The sequence below is a fragment of the Chryseobacterium sp. FW101-FHT12H09 genome, assembly GCF_058790395.1.
On sequence record NZ_JBYTCP010000002.1, the window covers coordinates 169,401 to 190,637 of the forward strand.

Below are 21,237 nucleotides of genomic sequence, written 5' to 3' on the forward strand. Positions count from 1 at the left end.
ATGAAAAAAGCCGGACAATTGTCCGGCTTGATCAATACAATATAATAAGTTTAGCCTTATTTCTTAATTAACTTCGTATTATATGTTTTGCTTTCACTTGTAATAGTAATGACATACATTCCTTTTATTAATGAAGCAACATTAATTCTCTGACCATCCAGTTTACCACTTTGTACCAGTCTTCCTTCAGCACTGTAAATCTTGTAATCAGCTTTTCCTTTCAGATTTTTAACCTCTACAAAAGTATCAGCCGGATTTGGATAAATTTCGATTTCAGAGTTTGTTCCTTTTACTTCATCTACAGCTAAAGCTCCGGTAATTTTCACAGGGAAATCTCTGAAAGAACCTGCTGAAACAAACTGACCTCCTCCTGCTGGAACAGATGGGCTACCACATGGATCGCTCACTGCATTAAAGAAAGTACTTGCGACTCTCATTCTTAAAGTTTTATCTCCGGAATATGCCGTTGCAGGTACTGTAAATACTACTGTTCCTGTGTGTCTTGCATTAGCATTAGGAATAGCATTTTTTGCTCCTATCAATTCTGATGGTTCAAAAACACCATTTCTGTTATAATCGATCCAAACCTGGAACCAGTCATTATATTGACCACCTGCTCTGTTTGCATAATCTGAATAAGATAGTGTATACTGAGTCCCTTTTGTTAAATTGATCAGTTTAGTAGGATCCTCACTATAATCTTTATAAGTCTTAGAGATATCTGGCAACGTACCACCCTCAGAATGCGTCAAGTTAGATAAAGACATTGATAGAAGTGCACTATAAAATGTACTAAGCATATTATTTCCTCCTGTCGTCATTAAGCAGTAGTCAACTCCAGTCTTCAGTCCTTTCGTTTTGAAAGTATAGTTACTGGAGAATGTCCCCGGAACAGAATTCACTACAGCAGCAACCTGCACTTCGTAATTTGTTTCATCTTCAAGGTTATTAAGAACTACTGAATTTACTGGACTTGTTGCATTGGACCAGTTTGTAGTCCCTGCTTTTCTGTAATTGACTGAATAAGTAGCACCAGGCACACTGTTCCAATCTACTCTTGCTGTTGTTTTGAAAACTTCTGTATCAATAGTTGCAACTCCTGTTGGAGCATTCGTTGTTGATGTTGGAGCTGTTCCTATAGTAACCTGAGGAGATACTGCATAGAAGATGTTTCCAACTGCAGATATCCTGAATTTAACAGTACCTGTCAAGCTACTTGGCATTTGCGCAGAATAACTACCTGTATTAGGAGCAGAAGCTACCAAGTCCGTCCATGTCGTTCCGTTGTTTGTTGTATAGTCTATTTTGACATTCGTAACATTATATGGAGCTGCGTTTGTATTAGCTACTTCCCACTGAATGGTATTTGTTGCATTATTATACAATACCGAAGAAGCGGTAAGGCCATTGAATTTAAATGGTCCGTCATTTCCAACAGTCACAGTAGTTTCAGAAGAAGACAACATTGGTCTTGCATTATTCTCATCTCTTACTGTTACCGCATAATGTAATGTTCTAGGTACATAAGGAACTGTTTCCCATGTAGCTTTATTAGTAAGAACTCCATTCATTACTAAAGGCATACTTGGGAAATATCTTCTTCCACTTGCTGTTCCAAAGAAAGATCTTGCTAAAGATCCCTTAGTATTATATCCCCATCCGCTGTCTCCAGAAATTGAAGCAAAGCTATCAACACTGTCATACTGTTCCCAGGTATAATTTAAAGGATCACTCTGAGCATCTGTCGCCGTAGCATCAAGATAATAAGGTGTTCCTTTAGGAATGCTATATGCCGTAAGAGGAGCAATTACAGGCGGAGTGTTGGTCGTAATATCCTGAGACACCCCACAAGCCGCTGGTTTACTCTCAAGATTAGTTAGGATCTGATTAATTGAAGCATAATGGAAATAAGCATCAGAATTCAACTGTACGTTATCCTGTGTAATTCCTGCATATCCCATAATGGTTGTTCCTCCACCGGGTTCTATATTCACCCCTGAACTCTCAGTACTCATAGAATAGGTGTGATTACCTCCTATCTGATGCCCCATTTCATGAGCTACATAATCGATATCAAAAGTATCACCGTTTGGATTTCCATCAGCAGGAGAAGTATATCCGGATCCTTTTCCTTCAGGATCTGCAGCTGTAGGATTCACACAGATACATCCAATGCATCCTGCGTTACCGCCACCTCCTGTAGCTCCAAACAAATGACCAATATCATAAGCAGCGTTCCCAACATTGGCAGTCAAAGTATTTTGTAACTCTAAATTCCAATTTCCCATATCATCAGCAATAGAATAAGGATCCGTAGCAGCATTTGTATAAATAATTCCCGGTAAGTCCTGAACTATTAATTTAACTCCAAAATCTTTTTCAAATACTCCGTTTACACGGGTCATTGTTGCATTCATTTGCGTTACAGCACCGGCCACGGTACCACCAAAATGCTGAGTATATTCTCCTGTAACAGATAATGCTAACTTATAGGTTCTGTACTTTGTACTTGATGGTCTGCTGGTAATTCCTACACTAGAAAGATTTTTTTTTCCGTTTTGCAATAAAGACTGTATATCTTTAAGATCTTTTTCCTCTGTTGAACAGTCAAAACCGTGTCCCCCACTTGTTCTCTTTGTTTTATAGAACACACCATAAGTCTGCTTATCAGCAGTTACCGGTTCTATAAACTGATATTGCCCGTCTTTAATGATCATAGACTGCATCTCGGTAGGAGAAGTACTAAATCTAAGATATTTTGAAGGATCATCAATTCCTACCCCAACATAAGACCCCAACTGGTATCTGTCTGCCAGAGACTTTTCCATAACGGGATTATTATAAACCGCAAATTTTTCAATCTTACCATCTACGGTTGGCAAAGAAATAACTACAGGTTTCGCACCATTCCCCGTTTCTACGGCATCTTTTAAAAGATTCCTAAGTGACGCTAAATCTACTCTGTAAGCATATTTAACATCTACCTCTTTTCTCGTTGGGGAAACCTTTGAAGCAGGTTCCCATCTCTGTGCATAAGCTCCAGTAAAACCAGCAGCCAATACACAAATGAGTAAAATTTTCTTTTTCATAAATTCAATAATGTCATATTTAAAATTAATAAATTAAAAACGTTACCAACAAAAGTAACAATTTCCAACATACAACAATTAAAAAAAATGACTATTTTTTATCAAATCAGTCATTTCAATGAAATATCCGCTTTTATGTTTTAGTTTTATAATTTTAATAATATCCTTATAGATAAAGAAATACATAAGAAATACTTCATAGTGAACTATTATCACATTATAACCAAAACAACAAAAATATAATGCATATAATAAAAAAGACGGCCAATTTTTAAATTAGCCGTCTTAATAAATATATATTAATAATTAATTAATATTTTTAATCCCCATTTCAAAAAGAGCAAAAGAAATTAAATCTGCATTTTCACCTATAACCTGTTCCGTGGATCTACCAGCTCCGTGGCCTGCATTTTTTTCTATCCTTAATAATACAGGATTTTTACATGCTTGTTTTTCCTGAAGTTCTGCTCCAAATTTAAATGAATGCGCCGGAACTACCCTGTCGTCGTGATCACTTGTAATAATCATTGTTGAGGGATAGCATGTTCCTGCTTTTACATTATGAACAGGTGAGTAGGACTTTAAATAATCAAACATTTCTTTGTTGTCTTCTGCTGTTCCATAATCGTAAGACCATCCCGCTCCAGCTGTAAATTTATTATACCTCAACATATCAAGTACTCCAACTCCCGGAAACGCAACTTTTGCAAGATCCGGTCTCATGGTCATTGTGGCTCCAACCAATAATCCACCATTTGATCTTCCAGAAAGTGCCATATATTCTTTTGAAGTATATTTCTTACTTTGAAGATATTCTCCTGCAGCAATAAAATCTTCAAAAACATTTTTCTTTTGCATTTTAGTTCCTGCATCGTGCCATTTCTTTCCATACTCACCACCACCACGAATGTTTGGAACAGCATAAATACCACCATTTTCCATCCAAATCGCATTTACGACTGAAAATGAAGGCTGCAAACTAATATTAAAACCTCCATAAGAGTAAAGAATCGTGGGATTTTTACCATCCAGCTTTGTTCCTTTTTTATAATTGATCATCATCGGGATTTTTGTTCCATCCTTTGATGTATAAAATACCTGCTCTGAAATATAATCTTCCGGGTTAAACTTCACTTTTGGTTTTTCGTAAACCTCCGATTTACCAGAATCTGCATTGAATTTATAGGTCGTTCCAGGGGTAATGTAATTGGTAAAAGAAAAATAAAGCTCTTTTTCTTTTTCTTTACCTCCGAAGCCTGAAACATTTCCTTTTCCCGGAAGTGAAATCTCTCTAACTAATTTACCCGTTTTATCATATTGCTTTACCTGATCAACAGCATCAACCATATAGGTTGCAAAGAAGTATCCACCACCCGTAGAAATTCCTAACACATTTTCAGTCTGAGGAATTACATCTTTCCAATTATCCGGAGAAGGATTTCTGATGTTTGTTTTTACCAAACGCATATTCGGAGCATCTTTATCTGTAGCAATAAACAGATCATCACCTTCAGTATCTACAATACTAGCATTAATATCAAATCCGGTGTTAATTTGTACAAAGTCGCCGCCATTCTTTAAATCTTTTATATATAATTCATTCCCATTTGTAGCATTAGCAGCAGAAATAATAAGATATCTTTGATCTTCAGAAACTCCAGCTCCCAAGTATCTTCTTGGTGTTTTATCACCACCAAATATTAATTGATCTGAAGATTGCTTTGTTCCTAGTTTGTGGAAAAACACTTTATGCTTATCTGTCATTCCTGAAAGCACAGTCCCTTCTTTTGGTTTATCGTAGCTGGAATAATAGAAACCTTCATCTCCCTGCCATGAAATTCCACTGAATTTCACATCTACCAGTGTTTCATCAATCTGCTTTTTGGTAATCGCGTCGATGATGATAATTTTATTCCAGTCACTTCCACCCTCAGAAATAGAATAGGCTGCTAAATTCCCCTTTTTATTGAATGATAGCTGCGAAAGTGAAGTCGTTCCTTTTTCTGAAAATTTATTAGGATCCAGAAATACTTCTGTCGCTTTTGTCGCATTGTTCGTTCTATATAAAACAGATTGTGCCTGCAATCCATCATTTTTAGAATAATATGTATAATCTCCTTCCTTGAAAGGTGCTGAAATTTTCTCATAATTCCAGATATCCCTTAGTTGACTCTTAATCTTTTCTCTGAAAGGTATTTTTGAAAGATAATTCTGGCTGAAAGCCACTTCTTCATCCACCCATTTTTTCGTAGGCTCCGAATCATTCTCTAAATCTCTATATGGATCTGCCACAGCAGTTCCGAAGTATGTATCAGTTTGAGTACCTTTTAATGCTTTAGGATAAGTCATTTTTTGTGAATAAAAAGATGCTGAAAATAAAACTCCAGCCGTTAATAAGATAGGTTTAAAATTCATTTTGAAGGATTTTATCAAAAATACATAATCTCATTTAATAAAAAAAACCTCCAACAATCGAAGGTTCTATTTAAACAAGAGCTTTACAGAATATTATTTAACTCCAAAACTTTCAAAATAAAAATCTGTAAGTGTTGAAACAATTTGGTCCGGGCTCCCATTCCAATAATAGATCTTCCCATTATGTTTAAGCTCGTACAGACTAAATTCCTGTTCCGTTGTTACTATTTTATCCGCATTTTTAAATTTTTCTATAATATCTGTTAAAAAAGCTTTCAGCTCTTCAGGTTTTACCTTATCAGAATCGGGAATAATAATTTCAGATATTTTTGATGGAACCTTAAAAGTTACCGAATACTGAATTCTGGCAATTTTCTGATCCGGAACATACTCATTTTGTACCAGTTCTACTTTTTTAACTGACATCTTTGCATTCTGGAAGTTTTCATATAATACCTTGAAATAATCTTCACTTTCTTTTTTACATGCAATCGCCACATTTTTTGGATACGGCAACAAGAAATTCTCAGCACTAGTTTTTATCACTCCTTCTGAAATCTCCTTTATATTAGCCTGATAAGAATCTTTACCTTCTACTGTTGGTCTTAAATAATCATTAAGTTTTGCAACTCCCTCATTATTATACCTGAGAAAAGTGTCAAAGTAAAGGCCAAAAACTTCTGCTGGCTTTTTAACTTCCTGGGCTTTTACAATCTGTAAAAACAATGTTAATATTAAAAAGAAAAAAACTTTATAATTTTTCATAGTCAACTCTGGATTTAATGCATCTAAATTAATAATTTGAAATAAGAAAGCCCCCGAAAAATCAGAGGCTTTACTTTTTATTTTTTAAAAGCTTTAGTAATTATCTTCTTCGCCTTTCATTTTTTCTGCGTTTTCTGCCATGATAACAGCATCAATCATTTCAGAAATATCCCCGTTCATATAAGCATCAAGATTGTACATTGATTTATTGATTCTATGGTCTGTAACTCTACCTTGCGGGTAGTTGTATGTTTTAATCTTTGCAGAACGGTCACCGGTAGAAACCATTGATTTACGTTGTGCTGCAATGTCACCCTGAACTTTCTGTAATTCGATATCGTATAATTTCGTTCTAAGCATTTCCATTGCCAATTCACGGTTAGCCAACTGAGAACGTGCCTGTTGACAGACAACTACCATACCTGAAGGCTTGTGAGTAAGCTGAACTTTAGTTTCAACCTTGTTTACATTCTGACCTCCGGCTCCTCCTGAACGTGAAGTCTGCATTTCGATATCTGCAGGATTAAGTTCGAAATCTACCTCTTCTGCTTCTGGTAAAACAGCAATAGTGATCGCGGAAGTATGAACTCTACCTTGAGATTCAGTTTCAGGAACACGCTGAACACGGTGAACTCCGGATTCGAATTTCATGATTCCATAAACACCTTCACCCTCCACTTTCATGATCAGTTCTTTGTACCCTTTCGCCGCTTCATTAGAATCTGTTACTTCATGTTTCCAGCCTTTCGTTTTGAAATACATAGAATACATTCTATAAATATCTTCTACAAAAATTGCTGCTTCATCACCTCCGGTTCCGGCACGTAATTCTACAATGATGTTTTTATCATCTGCAGGATCTTTAGGAATCAGTAAAACTTTTAGCTCTTCTTCCAATCCTGGAAGTTTAGCCTGAGCCTCCATTTTTTCTTCCTTCGCCAGATCTACCAAGTCTTTGTCTGAACCATCAGCAATAATTTCTTCAGATTCTGCAATATTGTCTAAAGCCCCTTTATACTGATCATAAACTTTAACAATTTTACCTAAATCACTATACTCTTTGTTCAATGAAGAATATTTTTTCTGATCTGAAATGACATCAGGCTGTATAATAAGGTCTGCAACCTCATTATATCTTTGTTTAATAGCTTCTAATTTTGGAATTAATGACTTAGACATTGTAGAAATTTTGTGGCTGCAAAGATATGAATTATTAATTCAATTTAAAAGTCCTTTAGTTTTCTGATTTAGAAAGTCTTCGGTCTAAGAAAAGAGAATACCTCTAAAAGCAATAATTTCATGTTTAGTATTACCACCTACTCTTTGTATTAGATTTCAAATTTATAAGGTAAGCCTCTTTCTTTAAAAGCGAGATCCTTCAGGTTTAAAAATGTCAGGTTCAAGGTCAATATTGTCTTGCTCACACTTTTAGTGATTGCCTTACTTAAGCTACCTTACTACTTTTGACCAGAAATTAAAGTGATTTCAAAACAATTTAAAAACCTAAAGCTATGTTTCAAAAAACAACATTTAAGTTTCAGTATATCATTGAAAAATTTGCCATAAGTGCAGTCCTCCTGGTGCTTTTCAATATTGGACTGGCAAATGCCCAACAGAAAGTAAAAAAAATACCTACTGACAATCAAGCTCTGGAAAGCTTAGGGGCATTAAAACAAATTAATGCCGGTGTCCTTAGTATTGGATATGCAGAAGCTGGACCAGCTGATGGGACTCCTGTCATTTTACTTCATGGATGGCCATATGATATTCATAGTTATAACGAAGTAGTTCCTATATTGGTATCAAAGGGATACAGAGTCATCACTCCTTATCTAAGAGGATTTGGAACCACCCGATTTCTTTCCGAGGATACGATGAGAAATGGACAACAGTCTGCCGTTGCCAGTGATATTATTGCATTGATGGATGCTCTGAAAATAGATAAAGCAGTTTTGGGAGGATTTGACTGGGGAGCAAGAACAGCAGATATTATGGCAGCGTTATGGCCTGAACGCGTAAAAGCATTGGTTTCTGTAAGTGGTTATTTAATTACAAATCTTGAAGCGAACAAAAATCCGTTAAATCCTACTGCTGAGTATGGTTGGTGGTATCAGTATTATTTTTCTACTGAACGCGGTGAGAAAGGTTACACCGGAAACACTTATGAGTTCAACAAATTAATATGGAAACTTGCTTCTCCTAAATGGAATTTTGATACAACTACATTTGATCAGACAGCTCAATCTTTCAACAATCCTGATCATGCTGCAATTGTAATCCACAACTACCGCTGGAGACTTTCCCTTGCCAAAGGAGAACCCAAGTATGAAGATCTTGAAACCCGCCTTGCTAAGCGACCTGTTATTCAAGTTCCTACCATTACCATAGCAAGTGATTTTGATGGTTCTGCTGCAGATGGTAAAGCTTATGCTAATAAATTTACTGGTAAATATTCACATAGGGTCCTGAATGGGATCGGTCACAATGTACCACAAGAAGCACCAAGGGAATTCGCTGATGCAATTATTGAAGCTGATGGTTATTCAAAATAATCCATGGGACAATTTTAATATGATCAAAAAACAAAACCCACGATGTGCTACATAGGATACACCGTGGGTTTATTTAACTAAAAAATGAACAATCTTTATTTTTCTCTATATCAAAATTTGAAAAAACAAAAGGCTCTTTCTAAAGCCTTTTGCAAATAATCAATCAATATGCGAACATTAATTTTTAATGATCTTTTTTAAGAATGTTTGCCCATTCTTTAATTTTAACTGCACCATATAAACTCCGTTTGGAACTCCATGCATATTAATTTGGTTATTAAAGAATGGCACATTTATTATTTGTCCTACAACATTGGTTACCTGTACATTTTCTATTATAGAATCAGTTTTGATATTAAGAATGCCATTTGTAGGATTTGGATAAACACCCAAAGTATTCAGTCTGATCTCTGAGGTGCTTAATGAAGATGCTTCTTTGACACATCTTACAGACTGCCCCTGACCTCTAGGTCCTCCGGCATTAGGATTTCCAATTGTAGTTCCAATGTAGAAGTACTTAGCTCCGAAAGATGACGGAGTAGAACTCCAATAATAACCTCTTTGTCCGACAAATGTAAAATCTCCCGCTGACGATCCTCTGTACCCAGCTGCAGGTAATTTTAGAGTACTACTATATGCGGTAGTTGGGTTATTGATTACTTCAGCATTTTGTAAAGCTGCCCAATCTGCCTGGGTTGGCATTTTCCAATCTTGGTCAATAACCTTACAAGGATCATATCCGTTGGTAGAGTTTACTCCAGCAACAGTATTCGCGGACCATTGATCCGTTAAAGAGTTAGCTGACCACCAAGATCCGGTAATAAATGATGTTATCCCCGTCAATCCGTCCGGAGAATTTGGAGTTGGAAGTCCACTCGTTAATGAATTTCTTTTCTGATGGCCATCATCCCATCTTCCCCATTGGAATAAATCTCCATAAGAATCTTCATCCGTCATTGATGTTGCCACTTGAGTACTTCCCAAATTTTGCTGAAGCCATACCTTACCATCTTTCCCTCTTACTGTATTATAAGAAACCTGTTGTCCTTTATAAGTAAAGGAAACACAACCAATATCTCCAGGATTATTTCCGGGATCCGTATTTGTACAAGTTTGGGCTGAATTGGCAATTGAAATCCTTTTTACTCTTGTTCCATCTTGGGAATAAGCCAATACAAGATATTTATTTAGTTTATCTATAGCCAGATCATTATAAGTTGCCGCGTTGTCGGAAACAAAATCTCCTCCAAAACTTCCCCATGTCTGAGTGGCAGCATCCAATTTATAAACTGTATTTCTTAACTGGTTGTCATTTTCCCAACGACTTACAACAACATAAGGATCACCAGTAGGGGTCACTGCTACAGCAGTGTATTGTACTGCTCCAGAAGAAAAATAAGCGTTCCCTAATTGCTCCCAGGTCGTTCCGTTAAATTTTTTAACGTTCACTTTTCTCCCGTTAGCTACATTTGAAACATAAGCAACATATAAATTGTTATTAGCATCAATTGCAATATCAGAATAATATTGTTCTCCCGAAGAAGAAGCATCAACAATACTTCCACCGACCAGAGTCCAGTTATCAGAAGCAGTAGCTGTAGTAGAGTTTTGATATACGTTTACTCCATTTGCCACATTACAGGTATAAACCTTATCATTAGTCCCAATCACCATTTCAGCAAAGGCTGCTCCATCGGAAAAACCTGAGTTTCCGACCTGTTCCCAACTTCCGTTTACATAACGTTTTACCGTTCCTGAATCATAATTGCTGTAAGTAAATAAAACATCAGAAGGAGAAACGGCAGAAGCCTGGTAGTTGACCGGACCTGATGTTACATTAGCCAATTGTGCCCATGCTATTCCCGTAAATTGTCTGACCTCCAATCCAGACCCCGGATAACCAATTTGATTAGTATAATAAGGATTTCCTGCATTGTCCAAAGTCAATGAGTTATAGAGAGCAGTTCCTGTTGTAATTCCCGCAGCTCCACCTACATAAGACCATGCTGTTCCGTCAAATTTCTGAACAGAACCTTTACCCACAGAAGTATCATAGTATGATAAATAATATTTTCCCGAATTATCTACAACCAAGTTGTTATTACTACTTCCTCCTGCTGAAACAATTTGAATTCCGCCAACATCCTCCCACTGCTGGGCATATAAAAAACTACTGGCAATGCTGAGCAACCCTAATCCTACTCCCAATTTTCGCATCGCAAAATGTAAATTTTTGAACATAATGAATATTATTTTTAATTATTCTAAATTTAATTTAACTTTGCGCAAAAGTACTGGACTCTATTAACCTTGAGTTATCATTTTCAAACTTTTTGTTATCTGATCCTTTGCTTTAACTTCAAATTGTACCATGATTGTAAAAAGATTGTCACATGAAAGACCAATCTAGAAAGGGATTATTATTCAGATCCGAGGACATTAAAATAATAATGCAGGAAGAATTATGCTCCGAAAAATTTCCAAAATCAAGAATGATTGAAGAGAGATCAAGCTTTAATCTCATCTTTTTATTAAGTCCCAACATCCATTTGGAGGCTCAAGACTCTGGCACAAGTTTTTTATTTAAAAAAAATCAATACATTCTTCACTATTCTCCCCAAGAAAGTACTGCCGAGCTTTGGACAGAAAATCACGAAATTTTGAAATATCTTCAAATTCAAGTCAATTATCAATATATATTCAATTTAATAAATCCCGGATCTACAAAGGAAAGCATTGACATACTGGAGAACATGATGAATAACAATTATATTTTCCTTCATAAAGAAACTCCACCTTCTATGACTGTTGAAATGCATATGATTTTGAAAGAGATTGTTAGTAATTCTAAAAAAGGGGTGATGCAAAAACTGCTTGTTGAGGCTAAGATCATCAAACTTCTCATTTTAATCTTCGAACAGTTTGATGAAAAAACCACGGATGAAATTCTACCTAAAACAGCTTCAATGATCAAGAAATTTGTTGATGAAAATTTTCATAAAAATATTAAAGTTGAAGAAATAGGAAAACTGATTGGAATTAATCAGAACAGTATCCGGAAAGAGTTTAAAGCACAATACCATACCACAATAACAGATTATATTTCAGAACTGAGAATGCTTAAGGCAAAAAAAATGATCATCAATAAGGAAATTATGATCAAAGAGATCGCCATTGAATGTGGTTACGAATATGTTCAGAATTTCACAAGAGCTTTTAAAAAGAAATTCGGATTATCTCCGGAGAAACTGAGAAATGAATAAATAAAAAAACCACCTAATAAATTAAGTGGTTTATATATGTTGTTTTGCTTTGATATTACTTTTTCAGAATTAAGGTGAAAAAGCAATGACAAAATCAATTAATGATGATGTCCGTGGTGACTATCATGTAAGAAAGGACCGTTACCTTTAGGCTCGCTGAAGATCACTGTTACTCCTTCTTGCTCATATACTTTCTTTCTTCTAATATCTTCTGGATCAAAAGGCTTCACTTTACCGAAGTATTCCATCAAACCTTCACTTAACCACATTGGGATTACTAATCCAAAAAACATAAAGATACACCAGAATCCTACCAGGAACATTGTAATAAAATAGATTGTCCAAAGGAACTGATAAAACGGCCAAAATGCTGATAACATCATTTTTCTTATATATTTTAGGCAAAAATAGAACTTTTTTATTTTTTACACAAAAGATAGAAGCTCTATTTTCATTATTTATTTTAATTTTAAACTAATTAATGCGCAAGGTCTGCAAAGAAATCATTCCCTTTATCATCTGTAATGATAAATGCCGGGAAATCTTTGATCTCAATTTTTCTTACAGCCTCCATTCCGAGCTCAGGAAAATCGACAATATCAACTGACAGAATATTGTCTTTCGCAAGAATTGCGGCGGGGCCTCCGATAGAACCAAGATAGAATCCACCATACTTATTACAAGCATTCGTCACATCTTTACTTCTATTCCCTTTTGCCAACATAATCATGCTTCCACCATGGCTTTGGAATTCATCAACATAAACATCCATTCTTCCTGCTGTAGTCGGTCCAAAACTTCCAGAAGCCATTCCTTCCGGAGTCTTTGCAGGGCCTGCATAATAGACAGGGTGGTTTTTAAAATATTCCGGCATCGGTTTACCACTGTCGATCAGTTCTTTAATTTTTGCATGAGCAATATCTCTCGCAACGATCAAAGTTCCATTCAGTTTTAGTCTGGTTTTGATTGGATATTTAGAAAGTTCAGCCAAAATTTCAGGCATTGGCTTATTCAAATCAATATCAACAGCTTCTTCCAAATGTGGAGCAGTATCGGGTAAAAATCTCTTTGGATTTTCTTCCAGCTGCTCAAGGAAGATTCCTTCTTTGGTAATTTTACCTTTGATATTTCTGTCTGCTGAGCAAGAAACTCCCATGCCTACAGGACAAGATGCTGCATGACGGGGTAATCTTATTACTCTTACATCATGTGTTAAATACTTTCCTCCAAACTGGGCTCCGATAGCACTTTCCTGACACATTTTTTGAACTTTAGCCTCCCATTCAAGATCTCTAAAAGCCTGTCCACCTTCATTTCCTGAGGTTGGAAGATTATCGTAATATTTTGCGGATGCCTTTTTCACTGCCGCTAAATTAGCTTCCGCAGAAGTCCCTCCAATAACTAAAGCCAGGTGATAAGGAGGACAGGCAGCAGTACCTAGATCCGAAATTCTCTCTTTAATAAATTCCTCTAAAGACTTTTCATTTAATAAAGATTTTGTCTTTTGGTATAAAAATGTCTTATTAGCGGAACCTCCGCCTTTGGTTAGAAATAAAAATTCATAAGAGTCTCCTTTCTTTGCATATAAATCAATCTGAGCAGGCAGGTTTGAACCGGAGTTCTTTTCATCAAACATCGTTAAAGGAACGATCTGAGAATATCTAAGGTTTCTTTTCTGATATGTATTATAAATTCCTTTGCTTAAATATTCTCCATCATCTACGCCAGTATAAACATTTTCACCCTTCTTACCCATAACGATAGCTGTTCCTGTATCCTGGCAAGAAGGGAGAGCTCCTTCTACCGCTACTGCTGCATTTTGCAGTAAATTATAAGCAACAAACCGGTCGTTATCCGTAGCTTCAGGATCATCGATAATTCTCCTAAGACTTTCTAAATGAGAAGAACGAAGCATAAAAGAAACATCAGCCATTGCTTCTTCAGCCAACAACTCCAATCCTTTTGGATCAACAGTTAGAATCTCTCTTTCTCCAAGTTTTTCAACTTTTACATAGTCTGACGTAAGTTTCTTATATACCGTATCATCTTTCTGAATAGGATACGGATCCTGATATCTAAATTCCATTCAATTTTTTCTTTGTGCAAAAATAAACATAGTCTAAAAAACATGAGTAAAATCACCAACATCCGTTGATATTTATAACGATTATAAATTGCGGATTTTCCAGTTAATGATTAACTTTATAAAAATTTCAATCACAATGAATTACAGAATAGAAAAAGACACCATGGGTGAGGTGCAGGTTCCTGCTGATAAGTTTTGGGGTGCACAAACGGAACGTTCAAGGAATAATTTCAAGATCGGTCCCGAAGGTTCAATGCCACATGAAATTATTGAAGCTTTTGCTTATTTAAAGAAAGCTGCGGCTTATGCAAACACCGATTTGGGAGCTCTTCCTTCTGAAAAAAGAGATATGATTGCTAAAGTTTGTGATGAGATCTTAGAGGGAAAATTAAACGACCAGTTTCCATTGGTTATCTGGCAAACAGGTTCCGGAACACAGTCAAATATGAATATCAATGAGGTCGTTTCGAATAGAGCTCATGTCAATAATGGTGGAACTTTAGGAGACAAATCCGAAATTCATCCAAACGATGATGTCAATAAATCCCAGTCTTCCAATGATACTTATCCTACTGCCATGCATATTGCTGCTTATAAAAAAGTAGTAGAAGTAACTATTCCTGCCGTTGAAAAACTAAAAAATACGTTAGCGGAAAAATCAAATGCTTTTAAGGATGTTGTAAAAATAGGAAGAACCCATCTGATGGATGCTACTCCTTTAACTTTAGGACAGGAATTCTCAGGATATGTTGCTCAATTGGAATTTGGTCTTAGAGCCTTAAGAAACACCCTTCCCCATCTTTCTGAATTAGCATTAGGGGGAACAGCTGTGGGAACAGGGCTAAACACACCAAAAGGATATGACGTAACTGTTGCAGAATACATAGCGAAATTCACCAATCACCCTTTTATAACTGCCGAAAATAAATTTGAAGCTCTTGCTGCTCATGATGCTATTGTAGAATCTCATGGCGCATTAAAACAATTGGCCGTTTCATTATTTAAAATAGCTCAGGATATAAGGTTATTGGCTTCTGGACCCCGTTCTGGAATTGGTGAAATTCATATCCCTGAAAATGAACCTGGATCTTCTATTATGCCGGGAAAAGTAAATCCTACCCAAAATGAAGCATTAACAATGGTTTGTGCTCAGGTTCTAGGAAATGACACTACAATTTCATTTGCCGGAACTCAGGGAAATTATGAACTGAATGTTTTCAAACCGGTAATGGCTTATAACTTTTTGCAATCTGCACAACTTATCGCCGATGCATGTACATCTTTTAATGACCATTGTGCCATTGGAATTGAGCCTAATTATGAAAGAATAAAAGAATTGGTAAACAAATCTTTAATGCTTGTTACTGCGTTAAATACACATATCGGTTATGAAAATGCAGCTAAAATTGCTAAAACAGCTCATAAAAATGGAACAACCTTAAAAGAAGAAGCGGTAAATCTTGGATTACTTACTGCTGAACAGTTTGACGAATGGGTAAAACCTGAAGATATGGTAGGAAGTTTAAAATAATTAAGATTTTTTAAAAGTTAGATATTAAAAAGACTCCGGAATATTTCCGGAGTCTTTTAATAAATAATTGTGTTTTACCACCATAAGGCTACGCCAATAATTAATGCTTTGTCATTTTTGAAAGTATCATCTTTAAAGAAGTTACTGAAATCTTTTTTCACAAAAATACTATAGTCATTATAAGAAAGTGTAATCTGTCCACCATATACAAAAGGATTTACCTGGTAATCCCCTCTATTTCTTGAATTGATATCATCTGCTTTGACAATATTGTTGCTGGACATTCTTACCCCTCCATAAACATTAGCTCCAACCTTGAATCCTTTATTATAATCTCTGTACTGAATATCCATTCCAGCACTTTTCAGTTTTGAAAAATTATATTGCAATCCAAGAGGAATAATAATATAACCTGTTCTAAGTTTACTTTTATCTACATTTCCGCCACCTGATTCTACATGAACATTCCCGTTAGTATCTTTTGCAAAAACCATATTATGATCCAAACGAACAGTTCTCCATGAAAATCCTACTCCCGAGATAAGCCCCCAGGGACTTGTTCTGCCAAACTGATAATTAAATTTCAAACCAAACTCAAGATTATTAGCATAACCCAGATTTTTATCAAGGGCATTATCAGAAAGGTTATTGGTAAGCGCCATAGCTCCATAAGAAATATAAGCCCCAATATTTTTTGTTGCACGAAACTTTTTCAAGAGCTTTGCCTTCAACTCTTCCTTTGACGTAATATCAGTATTTAGAAGAGAGTATCTTACCTGTTTCTGAACTACTGTATCCAGATCAAAACCTAAGTCTTCTATTCTCTGATCTATTTTTTCCGAAAAACGATCTGCAATTTCAGCTTTCTGTTTATTAAATTCAGCTTTATCTAAACCTTTAGTCTGAAGATCCAAAAGTTCTGCTTCCATAAGTTTTTTCTCTTCCTGAATAATTGTATTAATCTTTGTAGCATATTCTTCTACCTTTTCCTTTACCATAGGACTTACATCAGATTCCTCTTTTGAAGGGAAATTAAATGTCGGTGTTTTTTGTGCGTATGCTGAGGCAGAAAAAAGGCACACGAATCCTATCAGGATAAATTTCTTGATCATAGTATTATTTTTTTATTGTTTAAAATTTATTATTTCCCGTTCAAATCGATTTTCGCTACATTAGTTTTGTCTTTGGTCTTTTCAATGACATCTTTATGTTCGACCGAAAAAAGTAAGGTTGAAGGATCAACATATTTTTTCCTCTTTTCAGACGTTTTTGAAGAATCAGTTTGTGCAATAATTTTCGCAGGGATAACGTCTGTAATATGGGATGCCAATTCTGAAGCATCATCTTTGATTATAGGAAGTTTCTTAGTTTCAGGGAAAACTTTTGTTTCTTGTATTTCGGTTTTCTTAATCGGTTCAGTGTTCTTTATTTCAACAGTGTTTTTTTGATCTTGAGTCACTAACACAGGAGATTCTTTTATTATTTCCACTGCATTCGTATCCTTTTTAACATCAATAGTCGGCTTATCTTTTTTTACAACCTGCAGCTCTGATTCACTCGGTTTATTGTAAAATACCAGTACAAAACCCAGACTAAATATAAGAATAAGACAAGCAGCCACCAATAACAAGTTTAGTTTTGATTTTGGACGATCATTTTGCGTTTGACTTTCAATTTCAGACCATAGATCTCTCGAAGGAGTTATTTCTCTTTCCTCGATTTGTTTTTTAATCTGATTTTCAAAATTATTTTTAATTGTGTTCATTTCTTAGTGTTTTCTGTTGTTGAAAGTAGATCTTTCTTAGCTTTTCTTTTGCTCTGAATAATTGCGTTTTACTAACGGCAATTGAAATCTTCAGGGTATCAGCAATTTCTTGATGGGAATACCCTTCCAAAACATATAAGTTGAAAACCATCTTATAAGCATCTGGCAATTGATCCAAAAGTTCTTGTGCATTAAAATCAAATACTACTTCTTCATCCTGAATCTCTTCCATAAAAGACTGACTGATGTCATCAAGGTAAAAAACTGTTTTGTGACTTTTAATAAAGTTTAAACATTCATTGACAACAATCCTTCTTGCCCAGCCTTCGAGGTTACCATCTCCTCTAAAGCCTTCGATATGTTTAAATATTTTACAAAATGCTCTGATAACACAATCTTCTGCCTGATACAAATCACTGATATAGCTCTTACTTACGCTCAGTAATTTTTTTACATTCTGGTCATAAAAGAATTTTTGCGCAGCCGCATCCTGTTTCTTCAGGCGGCTTAACAAATCATCTTTTTTATTTCCGAACAAAAGTTTCATTTTTGATTAGTTTCTAATATAAAGACAACAGAAATTTAAAAAGGTTACACAAAAAATATTTTTTTATTTTTCTACACTAAAATTATCCGGCAAAATCATCTAACATATCCCTTGTTGGAGTAAAGAAAAGAGTTCCCGTTTCTGCAGTACTGAAATCCAAAATCCTATCATAATTTCCAACAGGATCTCCAATAAACATATTGGTCAGCATTTTTTGTACTGTTGTAAATGTGCTTGCGTAAGCAATAAAATAGGTTCCAAATTCATTTGTTGATGGATTTCCAAAGGGCATATTATCTCTGACAATTTTTAATTCTTCTCCGTTTTCTCCTTCGACATTTGCCAAGGCAATATGGGAGTTTGCTGGTTTTACATCGTCTGACATTTCAATATCATTCTCCTTTGACCTTCCGATCACTTTTTCCTGTTCGTCTGTTGAAAGTCCTTTCCAGGCATCCATATTATGAAGGTATTTCTGAACAAAAAGGTAACTTCCTCCTTTATATTTCAAATCTTCATCTCCAATTTTAGCAAAATAATCCCGATCTTCTCCATGAGGATTCTCGGTACCATCTACAAAACCTAAAATTGATCGGGCATCCCAATATTTAAACCCATGAATTTCCAGAATACTTTCAGCTACAGAACTCAACAGTTTTGAAATCTCAATTGCCATGTCAAAACAGATACTGTTATTATCCGCTCTAAGATGAAAGTGCAGATCCCCTGAAGTAGCTACAGCAGTATGCTTAATGCCTTTTATTTCTTTAAAATTGGTTAATTCTTTTGGAAGAGGCGTTGGCAGCTCCAGTTTTTTCCATGCTTCATATCCTATTGCCATGACGCAGCTTGCTCTGCTATCCGGAAACCTGTTAAAGGCAGAATTATTAAGATTTAAAACCAATGCACAAAGTTGTTGAAATATACTTTTCAACTGCGGGTTGTCATTCAGTTTCCAGACCATAAAAATGGTATTACTGTTGGGGTAGTCAGTAACATTTTGCGATTCTAGACCCATTTGTATTTTTGTTTAAATTAAGATTGTAGAGAAACCTGATCAGCAAAATACTGCTCCAGATCTTGCAGAGTCTCAGGATTAGTCTGAATATCTTTAACCATTTTCCCTTTATTAACAACTACAATTCTATTACATACTTCAGTTGTATGTGATAGATCGTGACTTGATATAAGAAATGTTACACCATCCTGTTTAGATAATTCTTTGATCATATTTTTAAGCTTTATCTGTGTTGAAGGATCCAGGTTAGCAAAAGGCTCATCCAAAATAATGATCTCAGGATTACCAATAATAGCTCCTACAATTCCTACTTTCTTTTGATTCCCTTTTGACAGATCACGTACATACTTTCCGGAATTCAATATTTCTCCATTAAACAGATCATGGAACGGCTTCAGGAACTCATCTACAGAAGCCTTATTTTGTCCTCTTAACTCTCCAATGAAATAGAAATATTCCTCTGGTGTCAGATAGCCTATCAAAAATGTATCATCTACGAATGCTGAAACCTTACTTTTCCATGCTTCAGATTCATTCACTTTAATATCATCAATGCTTACAAAACCAGTAGTAGGCTGAATCAGATCCAGCATTAAACTAAATAGTGTAGTCTTTCCGGCACCGTTATTTCCAACCAGCCCAAAGGTTTCTCCCTTAGGAATCTCAAGATTTTCGATGCTAAGAACAGTAGCAGTTCCGTATGTTTTAGATAAGTTATTTATAGTAATCATTGTATTAATCTTTATTTTTGAATGCGTCCAGTGTACTGTATTTTTCTCTTTTGTAATGTCTTACGATGATATCAAAGATTTTCTCCCTGAACAAGAAACCAATTAATCCTAAAATGGCAATACTAATTACCCCTCCGGTCATCCCAAAGAAGTGTTTTGAAGCGGCAAATACGGCCATTGGCAGCAGCATTTTAGGAATAAGCAATAGCATTGCTTTTAAATTAAAACTGTTTTTCTGCCCCATTCTCTTTTCTTTTGAATTTAAATCGATCTGCGTTTTATTAAATGCACCCGACCAAAGTGTAAATTGAGAATTCACTCCCATATTATATAAACCAGCGGCCAAAAAAGTAATGTATATTTCCCAACCGAAATAGGCATAAAATAAAGCAAGCACCATTGAGAGACAAGTCACAATATTCATCAACCACCATTTTGCCTTGAGATATTCTTTGTAGGGAACATTAAGTGTCATCATCAGAGGATAATAAGAGCTGTCGAAAGCAGGAACTCTCTGTCCAAATAAAAACTGAAAACCTCCGGTTACAAATAATCCCATAAACATCATCATAGCAGGAGTTTTATACACCGTGGCGACAAACATTAAGAGTCCATAAAAAACAAAAAAGAAACTGCCTAATAAAATACCTTTCGTTACTTTGTTTCGTCTGAGCATTTTAATATCATTATTGATAAATGTCCCCAAAGCCCCATATTTATTAAGAAACGCTATATTTTCGGTCTTACCAACGGTCTTTTTTGCCTCTAGACCCTGATCAAGATAAAATTCCTTACGAACGTGTTTAAAACAAATCCACCATAGTCCCAAAAACAAAGCCAGAGCAATTACAGCAAAGTAAGGTTTTTCAAAAAAGCTGTAAAACACCATTTCCGAGTAAGATAATACCGGAATAATCTGATAATAACCCAATACACCAACTATTCCAAAGATAGCCGCCACTACAATGGCAACTGTTTCTTTATCATTGAAAAAAATATTGATGAAATTATTAAGATAAAAAAGTGAGGAAATTCCTACAAACCATGCAAAGATCTCTAAGAATCCATATCCGTTGAATAAGGCTATAATAGAAAATGTAATGAAGAAAAGGGAATTTAACCAACTGAAAGCAGATAAAAAGGTTTTTATCAACATATAGTTGACCAATGTTTTCTTTGGAATATTAAGAGTAAGAAAAGGTTTTATATTTTGTGTCGGCATTTCCTGCCAGATATATTTGGCAATAAGATCAACAACCCATCCTATAATTAAAAATCTGGAAACTATTTTTAAAGGATCCTGATGGAGTTCTTCCTGTACATAGAAAAAAGCGGCAAATGCCCCACCGGCTAAACATGCCATAAAATAAAGAATCCCCATAAAACGGAGAATCTTCATTGCCATATTAATCCCAACGGAAGTACCACGAAAAAAACTCTTGATTTCTAACCTAAGGAATCTTAAAAACATATCA

At 35.4% G+C, this 21,237-nt stretch carries 16 protein-coding genes; 3 read left to right on the plus strand and 13 right to left on the minus strand.

From position 1 onward, the window contains the following. Positions 1-56: 56 nt before the first annotated feature. The 4 genes from AC3WRL_RS06440 to prfA form a co-directional block, all read right to left on the minus strand. Complete coding sequence (locus tag AC3WRL_RS06440; protein WP_492329965.1) at positions 57-3,089, minus strand: reprolysin-like metallopeptidase; 3,033 nt, start codon at positions 3,087-3,089, stop codon at positions 57-59. 306 nt (positions 3,090-3,395) lie between these two features. Further along, positions 3,396-5,504: a prolyl oligopeptidase family serine peptidase gene (locus AC3WRL_RS06445; protein ID WP_492329966.1), complete on the minus strand. Its 2,109-nt coding sequence runs from the start codon at positions 5,502-5,504 to the stop codon at positions 3,396-3,398. Between the two features lie 93 nt (positions 5,505-5,597). After that, on the minus strand, positions 5,598-6,269 hold the full coding sequence (locus tag AC3WRL_RS06450) for a hypothetical protein (RefSeq protein ID WP_492329967.1): 672 nt from the start codon (positions 6,267-6,269) through the stop codon (positions 5,598-5,600). A gap of 93 nt (positions 6,270-6,362) precedes the next feature. Beyond that, positions 6,363-7,448: a peptide chain release factor 1 gene (gene prfA / locus AC3WRL_RS06455; protein ID WP_261510334.1), complete on the minus strand. Its 1,086-nt coding sequence runs from the start codon at positions 7,446-7,448 to the stop codon at positions 6,363-6,365. A gap of 332 nt (positions 7,449-7,780) precedes the next feature. Between prfA and AC3WRL_RS06460 the strand changes: the two genes are divergently transcribed. Then, positions 7,781-8,821 carry an alpha/beta fold hydrolase gene (locus tag AC3WRL_RS06460; protein WP_261510335.1) on the plus strand — a complete coding sequence of 347 codons (1,041 nt, stop codon included), beginning with the start codon at positions 7,781-7,783 and terminating at the stop codon, positions 8,819-8,821. A 177-nt stretch (positions 8,822-8,998) separates the two neighbouring features. Here the strand turns inward: AC3WRL_RS06460 and AC3WRL_RS06465 are convergent, their stop codons facing one another. Then, positions 8,999-11,062, minus strand: a complete 2,064-nt coding sequence (locus AC3WRL_RS06465; RefSeq protein ID WP_492329968.1) for a T9SS type A sorting domain-containing protein — start codon at positions 11,060-11,062, stop codon at positions 8,999-9,001. 152 nt (positions 11,063-11,214) lie between these two features. Here AC3WRL_RS06465 and AC3WRL_RS06470 point away from each other — a divergent pair, with 152 nt between their 5' ends. Beyond that, positions 11,215-12,084, plus strand: coding sequence for a helix-turn-helix domain-containing protein (locus tag AC3WRL_RS06470; protein WP_261510337.1), 870 nt, complete (start codon positions 11,215-11,217; stop codon positions 12,082-12,084). A 98-nt stretch (positions 12,085-12,182) separates the two neighbouring features. Here the strand turns inward: AC3WRL_RS06470 and AC3WRL_RS06475 are convergent, their stop codons facing one another. Together AC3WRL_RS06475 and AC3WRL_RS06480 are read right to left on the minus strand one after the other, a co-directional pair. Further along, the gene (locus AC3WRL_RS06475) at positions 12,183-12,467 is read right to left on the minus strand and encodes a hypothetical protein (protein WP_492329969.1); all 285 of its coding nucleotides are present in this window, start codon (positions 12,465-12,467) and stop codon (positions 12,183-12,185) included. A gap of 95 nt (positions 12,468-12,562) precedes the next feature. Next, positions 12,563-14,170, minus strand: a complete 1,608-nt coding sequence (locus AC3WRL_RS06480; protein ID WP_261510339.1) for a fumarate hydratase — start codon at positions 14,168-14,170, stop codon at positions 12,563-12,565. A 136-nt stretch (positions 14,171-14,306) separates the two neighbouring features. On the opposite strand from AC3WRL_RS06480, the gene fumC reads away from it, so the two are divergent. Continuing rightward, positions 14,307-15,701 carry a class II fumarate hydratase gene (gene fumC, locus AC3WRL_RS06485; RefSeq protein ID WP_492329970.1) on the plus strand — a complete coding sequence of 465 codons (1,395 nt, stop codon included), beginning with the start codon at positions 14,307-14,309 and terminating at the stop codon, positions 15,699-15,701. Between the two features lie 74 nt (positions 15,702-15,775). Here fumC and AC3WRL_RS06490 read toward each other — a convergent pair whose 3' ends face one another. The 6 genes from AC3WRL_RS06490 to AC3WRL_RS06515 all read right to left on the minus strand — a co-directional run bounded on the left by AC3WRL_RS06490 (position 15,776) and on the right by AC3WRL_RS06515 (position 21,233). Continuing rightward, positions 15,776-16,813, minus strand: coding sequence for an outer membrane beta-barrel protein (locus tag AC3WRL_RS06490; protein WP_261510341.1), 1,038 nt, complete (start codon positions 16,811-16,813; stop codon positions 15,776-15,778). A gap of 29 nt (positions 16,814-16,842) precedes the next feature. Continuing rightward, entirely contained in the window at positions 16,843-17,466 is a 624-nt protein-coding gene (locus AC3WRL_RS06495) for a hypothetical protein (RefSeq protein ID WP_492329971.1), read from the minus strand. Beyond that, positions 17,453-18,013: an RNA polymerase sigma factor gene (locus AC3WRL_RS06500; RefSeq protein WP_261510343.1), complete on the minus strand. Its 561-nt coding sequence runs from the start codon at positions 18,011-18,013 to the stop codon at positions 17,453-17,455. Before AC3WRL_RS06500 ends, AC3WRL_RS06495 begins: the two co-directional genes overlap by 14 nt. An 82-nt stretch (positions 18,014-18,095) precedes the next feature. After that, the gene (locus tag AC3WRL_RS06505) at positions 18,096-19,031 is read right to left on the minus strand and encodes a Dyp-type peroxidase (RefSeq protein ID WP_492329972.1); all 936 of its coding nucleotides are present in this window, start codon (positions 19,029-19,031) and stop codon (positions 18,096-18,098) included. A 17-nt stretch (positions 19,032-19,048) separates the two neighbouring features. Continuing rightward, positions 19,049-19,762, minus strand: coding sequence for an ABC transporter ATP-binding protein (locus AC3WRL_RS06510; RefSeq protein ID WP_261510345.1), 714 nt, complete (start codon positions 19,760-19,762; stop codon positions 19,049-19,051). 4 nt (positions 19,763-19,766) lie between these two features. After that, entirely contained in the window at positions 19,767-21,233 is a 1,467-nt protein-coding gene (locus AC3WRL_RS06515) for a DUF5687 family protein (protein ID WP_261510346.1), read from the minus strand. Positions 21,234-21,237: the final 4 nt, after the last annotated feature.

What these genes read in the sequence shown, in the direction of transcription:
- AC3WRL_RS06440 (WP_492329965.1), bottom strand. Translation starts at nt 3,089, where the DNA reads ATGAAAAAGAAAATTTTACTCATTTGTGTATTGGCTGCTGGTTTTACT.
- AC3WRL_RS06445 (WP_492329966.1), bottom strand. Translation starts at nt 5,504, where the DNA reads ATGAATTTTAAACCTATCTTATTAACGGCTGGAGTTTTATTTTCAGCA.
- AC3WRL_RS06450 (WP_492329967.1), bottom strand. Translation starts at nt 6,269, where the DNA reads ATGAAAAATTATAAAGTTTTTTTCTTTTTAATATTAACATTGTTTTTA.
- prfA (WP_261510334.1), bottom strand. Translation starts at nt 7,448, where the DNA reads ATGTCTAAGTCATTAATTCCAAAATTAGAAGCTATTAAACAAAGATAT.
- AC3WRL_RS06460 (WP_261510335.1), top strand. Translation starts at nt 7,781, where the DNA reads ATGTTTCAAAAAACAACATTTAAGTTTCAGTATATCATTGAAAAATTT.
- AC3WRL_RS06465 (WP_492329968.1), bottom strand. Translation starts at nt 11,062, where the DNA reads ATGTTCAAAAATTTACATTTTGCGATGCGAAAATTGGGAGTAGGATTA.
- AC3WRL_RS06470 (WP_261510337.1), top strand. Translation starts at nt 11,215, where the DNA reads ATGAAAGACCAATCTAGAAAGGGATTATTATTCAGATCCGAGGACATT.
- AC3WRL_RS06475 (WP_492329969.1), bottom strand. Translation starts at nt 12,467, where the DNA reads ATGATGTTATCAGCATTTTGGCCGTTTTATCAGTTCCTTTGGACAATC.
- AC3WRL_RS06480 (WP_261510339.1), bottom strand. Translation starts at nt 14,170, where the DNA reads ATGGAATTTAGATATCAGGATCCGTATCCTATTCAGAAAGATGATACG.
- fumC (WP_492329970.1), top strand. Translation starts at nt 14,307, where the DNA reads ATGAATTACAGAATAGAAAAAGACACCATGGGTGAGGTGCAGGTTCCT.
- AC3WRL_RS06490 (WP_261510341.1), bottom strand. Translation starts at nt 16,813, where the DNA reads ATGATCAAGAAATTTATCCTGATAGGATTCGTGTGCCTTTTTTCTGCC.
- AC3WRL_RS06495 (WP_492329971.1), bottom strand. Translation starts at nt 17,466, where the DNA reads ATGAACACAATTAAAAATAATTTTGAAAATCAGATTAAAAAACAAATC.
- AC3WRL_RS06500 (WP_261510343.1), bottom strand. Translation starts at nt 18,013, where the DNA reads ATGAAACTTTTGTTCGGAAATAAAAAAGATGATTTGTTAAGCCGCCTG.
- AC3WRL_RS06505 (WP_492329972.1), bottom strand. Translation starts at nt 19,031, where the DNA reads ATGGGTCTAGAATCGCAAAATGTTACTGACTACCCCAACAGTAATACC.
- AC3WRL_RS06510 (WP_261510345.1), bottom strand. Translation starts at nt 19,762, where the DNA reads ATGATTACTATAAATAACTTATCTAAAACATACGGAACTGCTACTGTT.
- AC3WRL_RS06515 (WP_261510346.1), bottom strand. Translation starts at nt 21,233, where the DNA reads ATGTTTTTAAGATTCCTTAGGTTAGAAATCAAGAGTTTTTTTCGTGGT.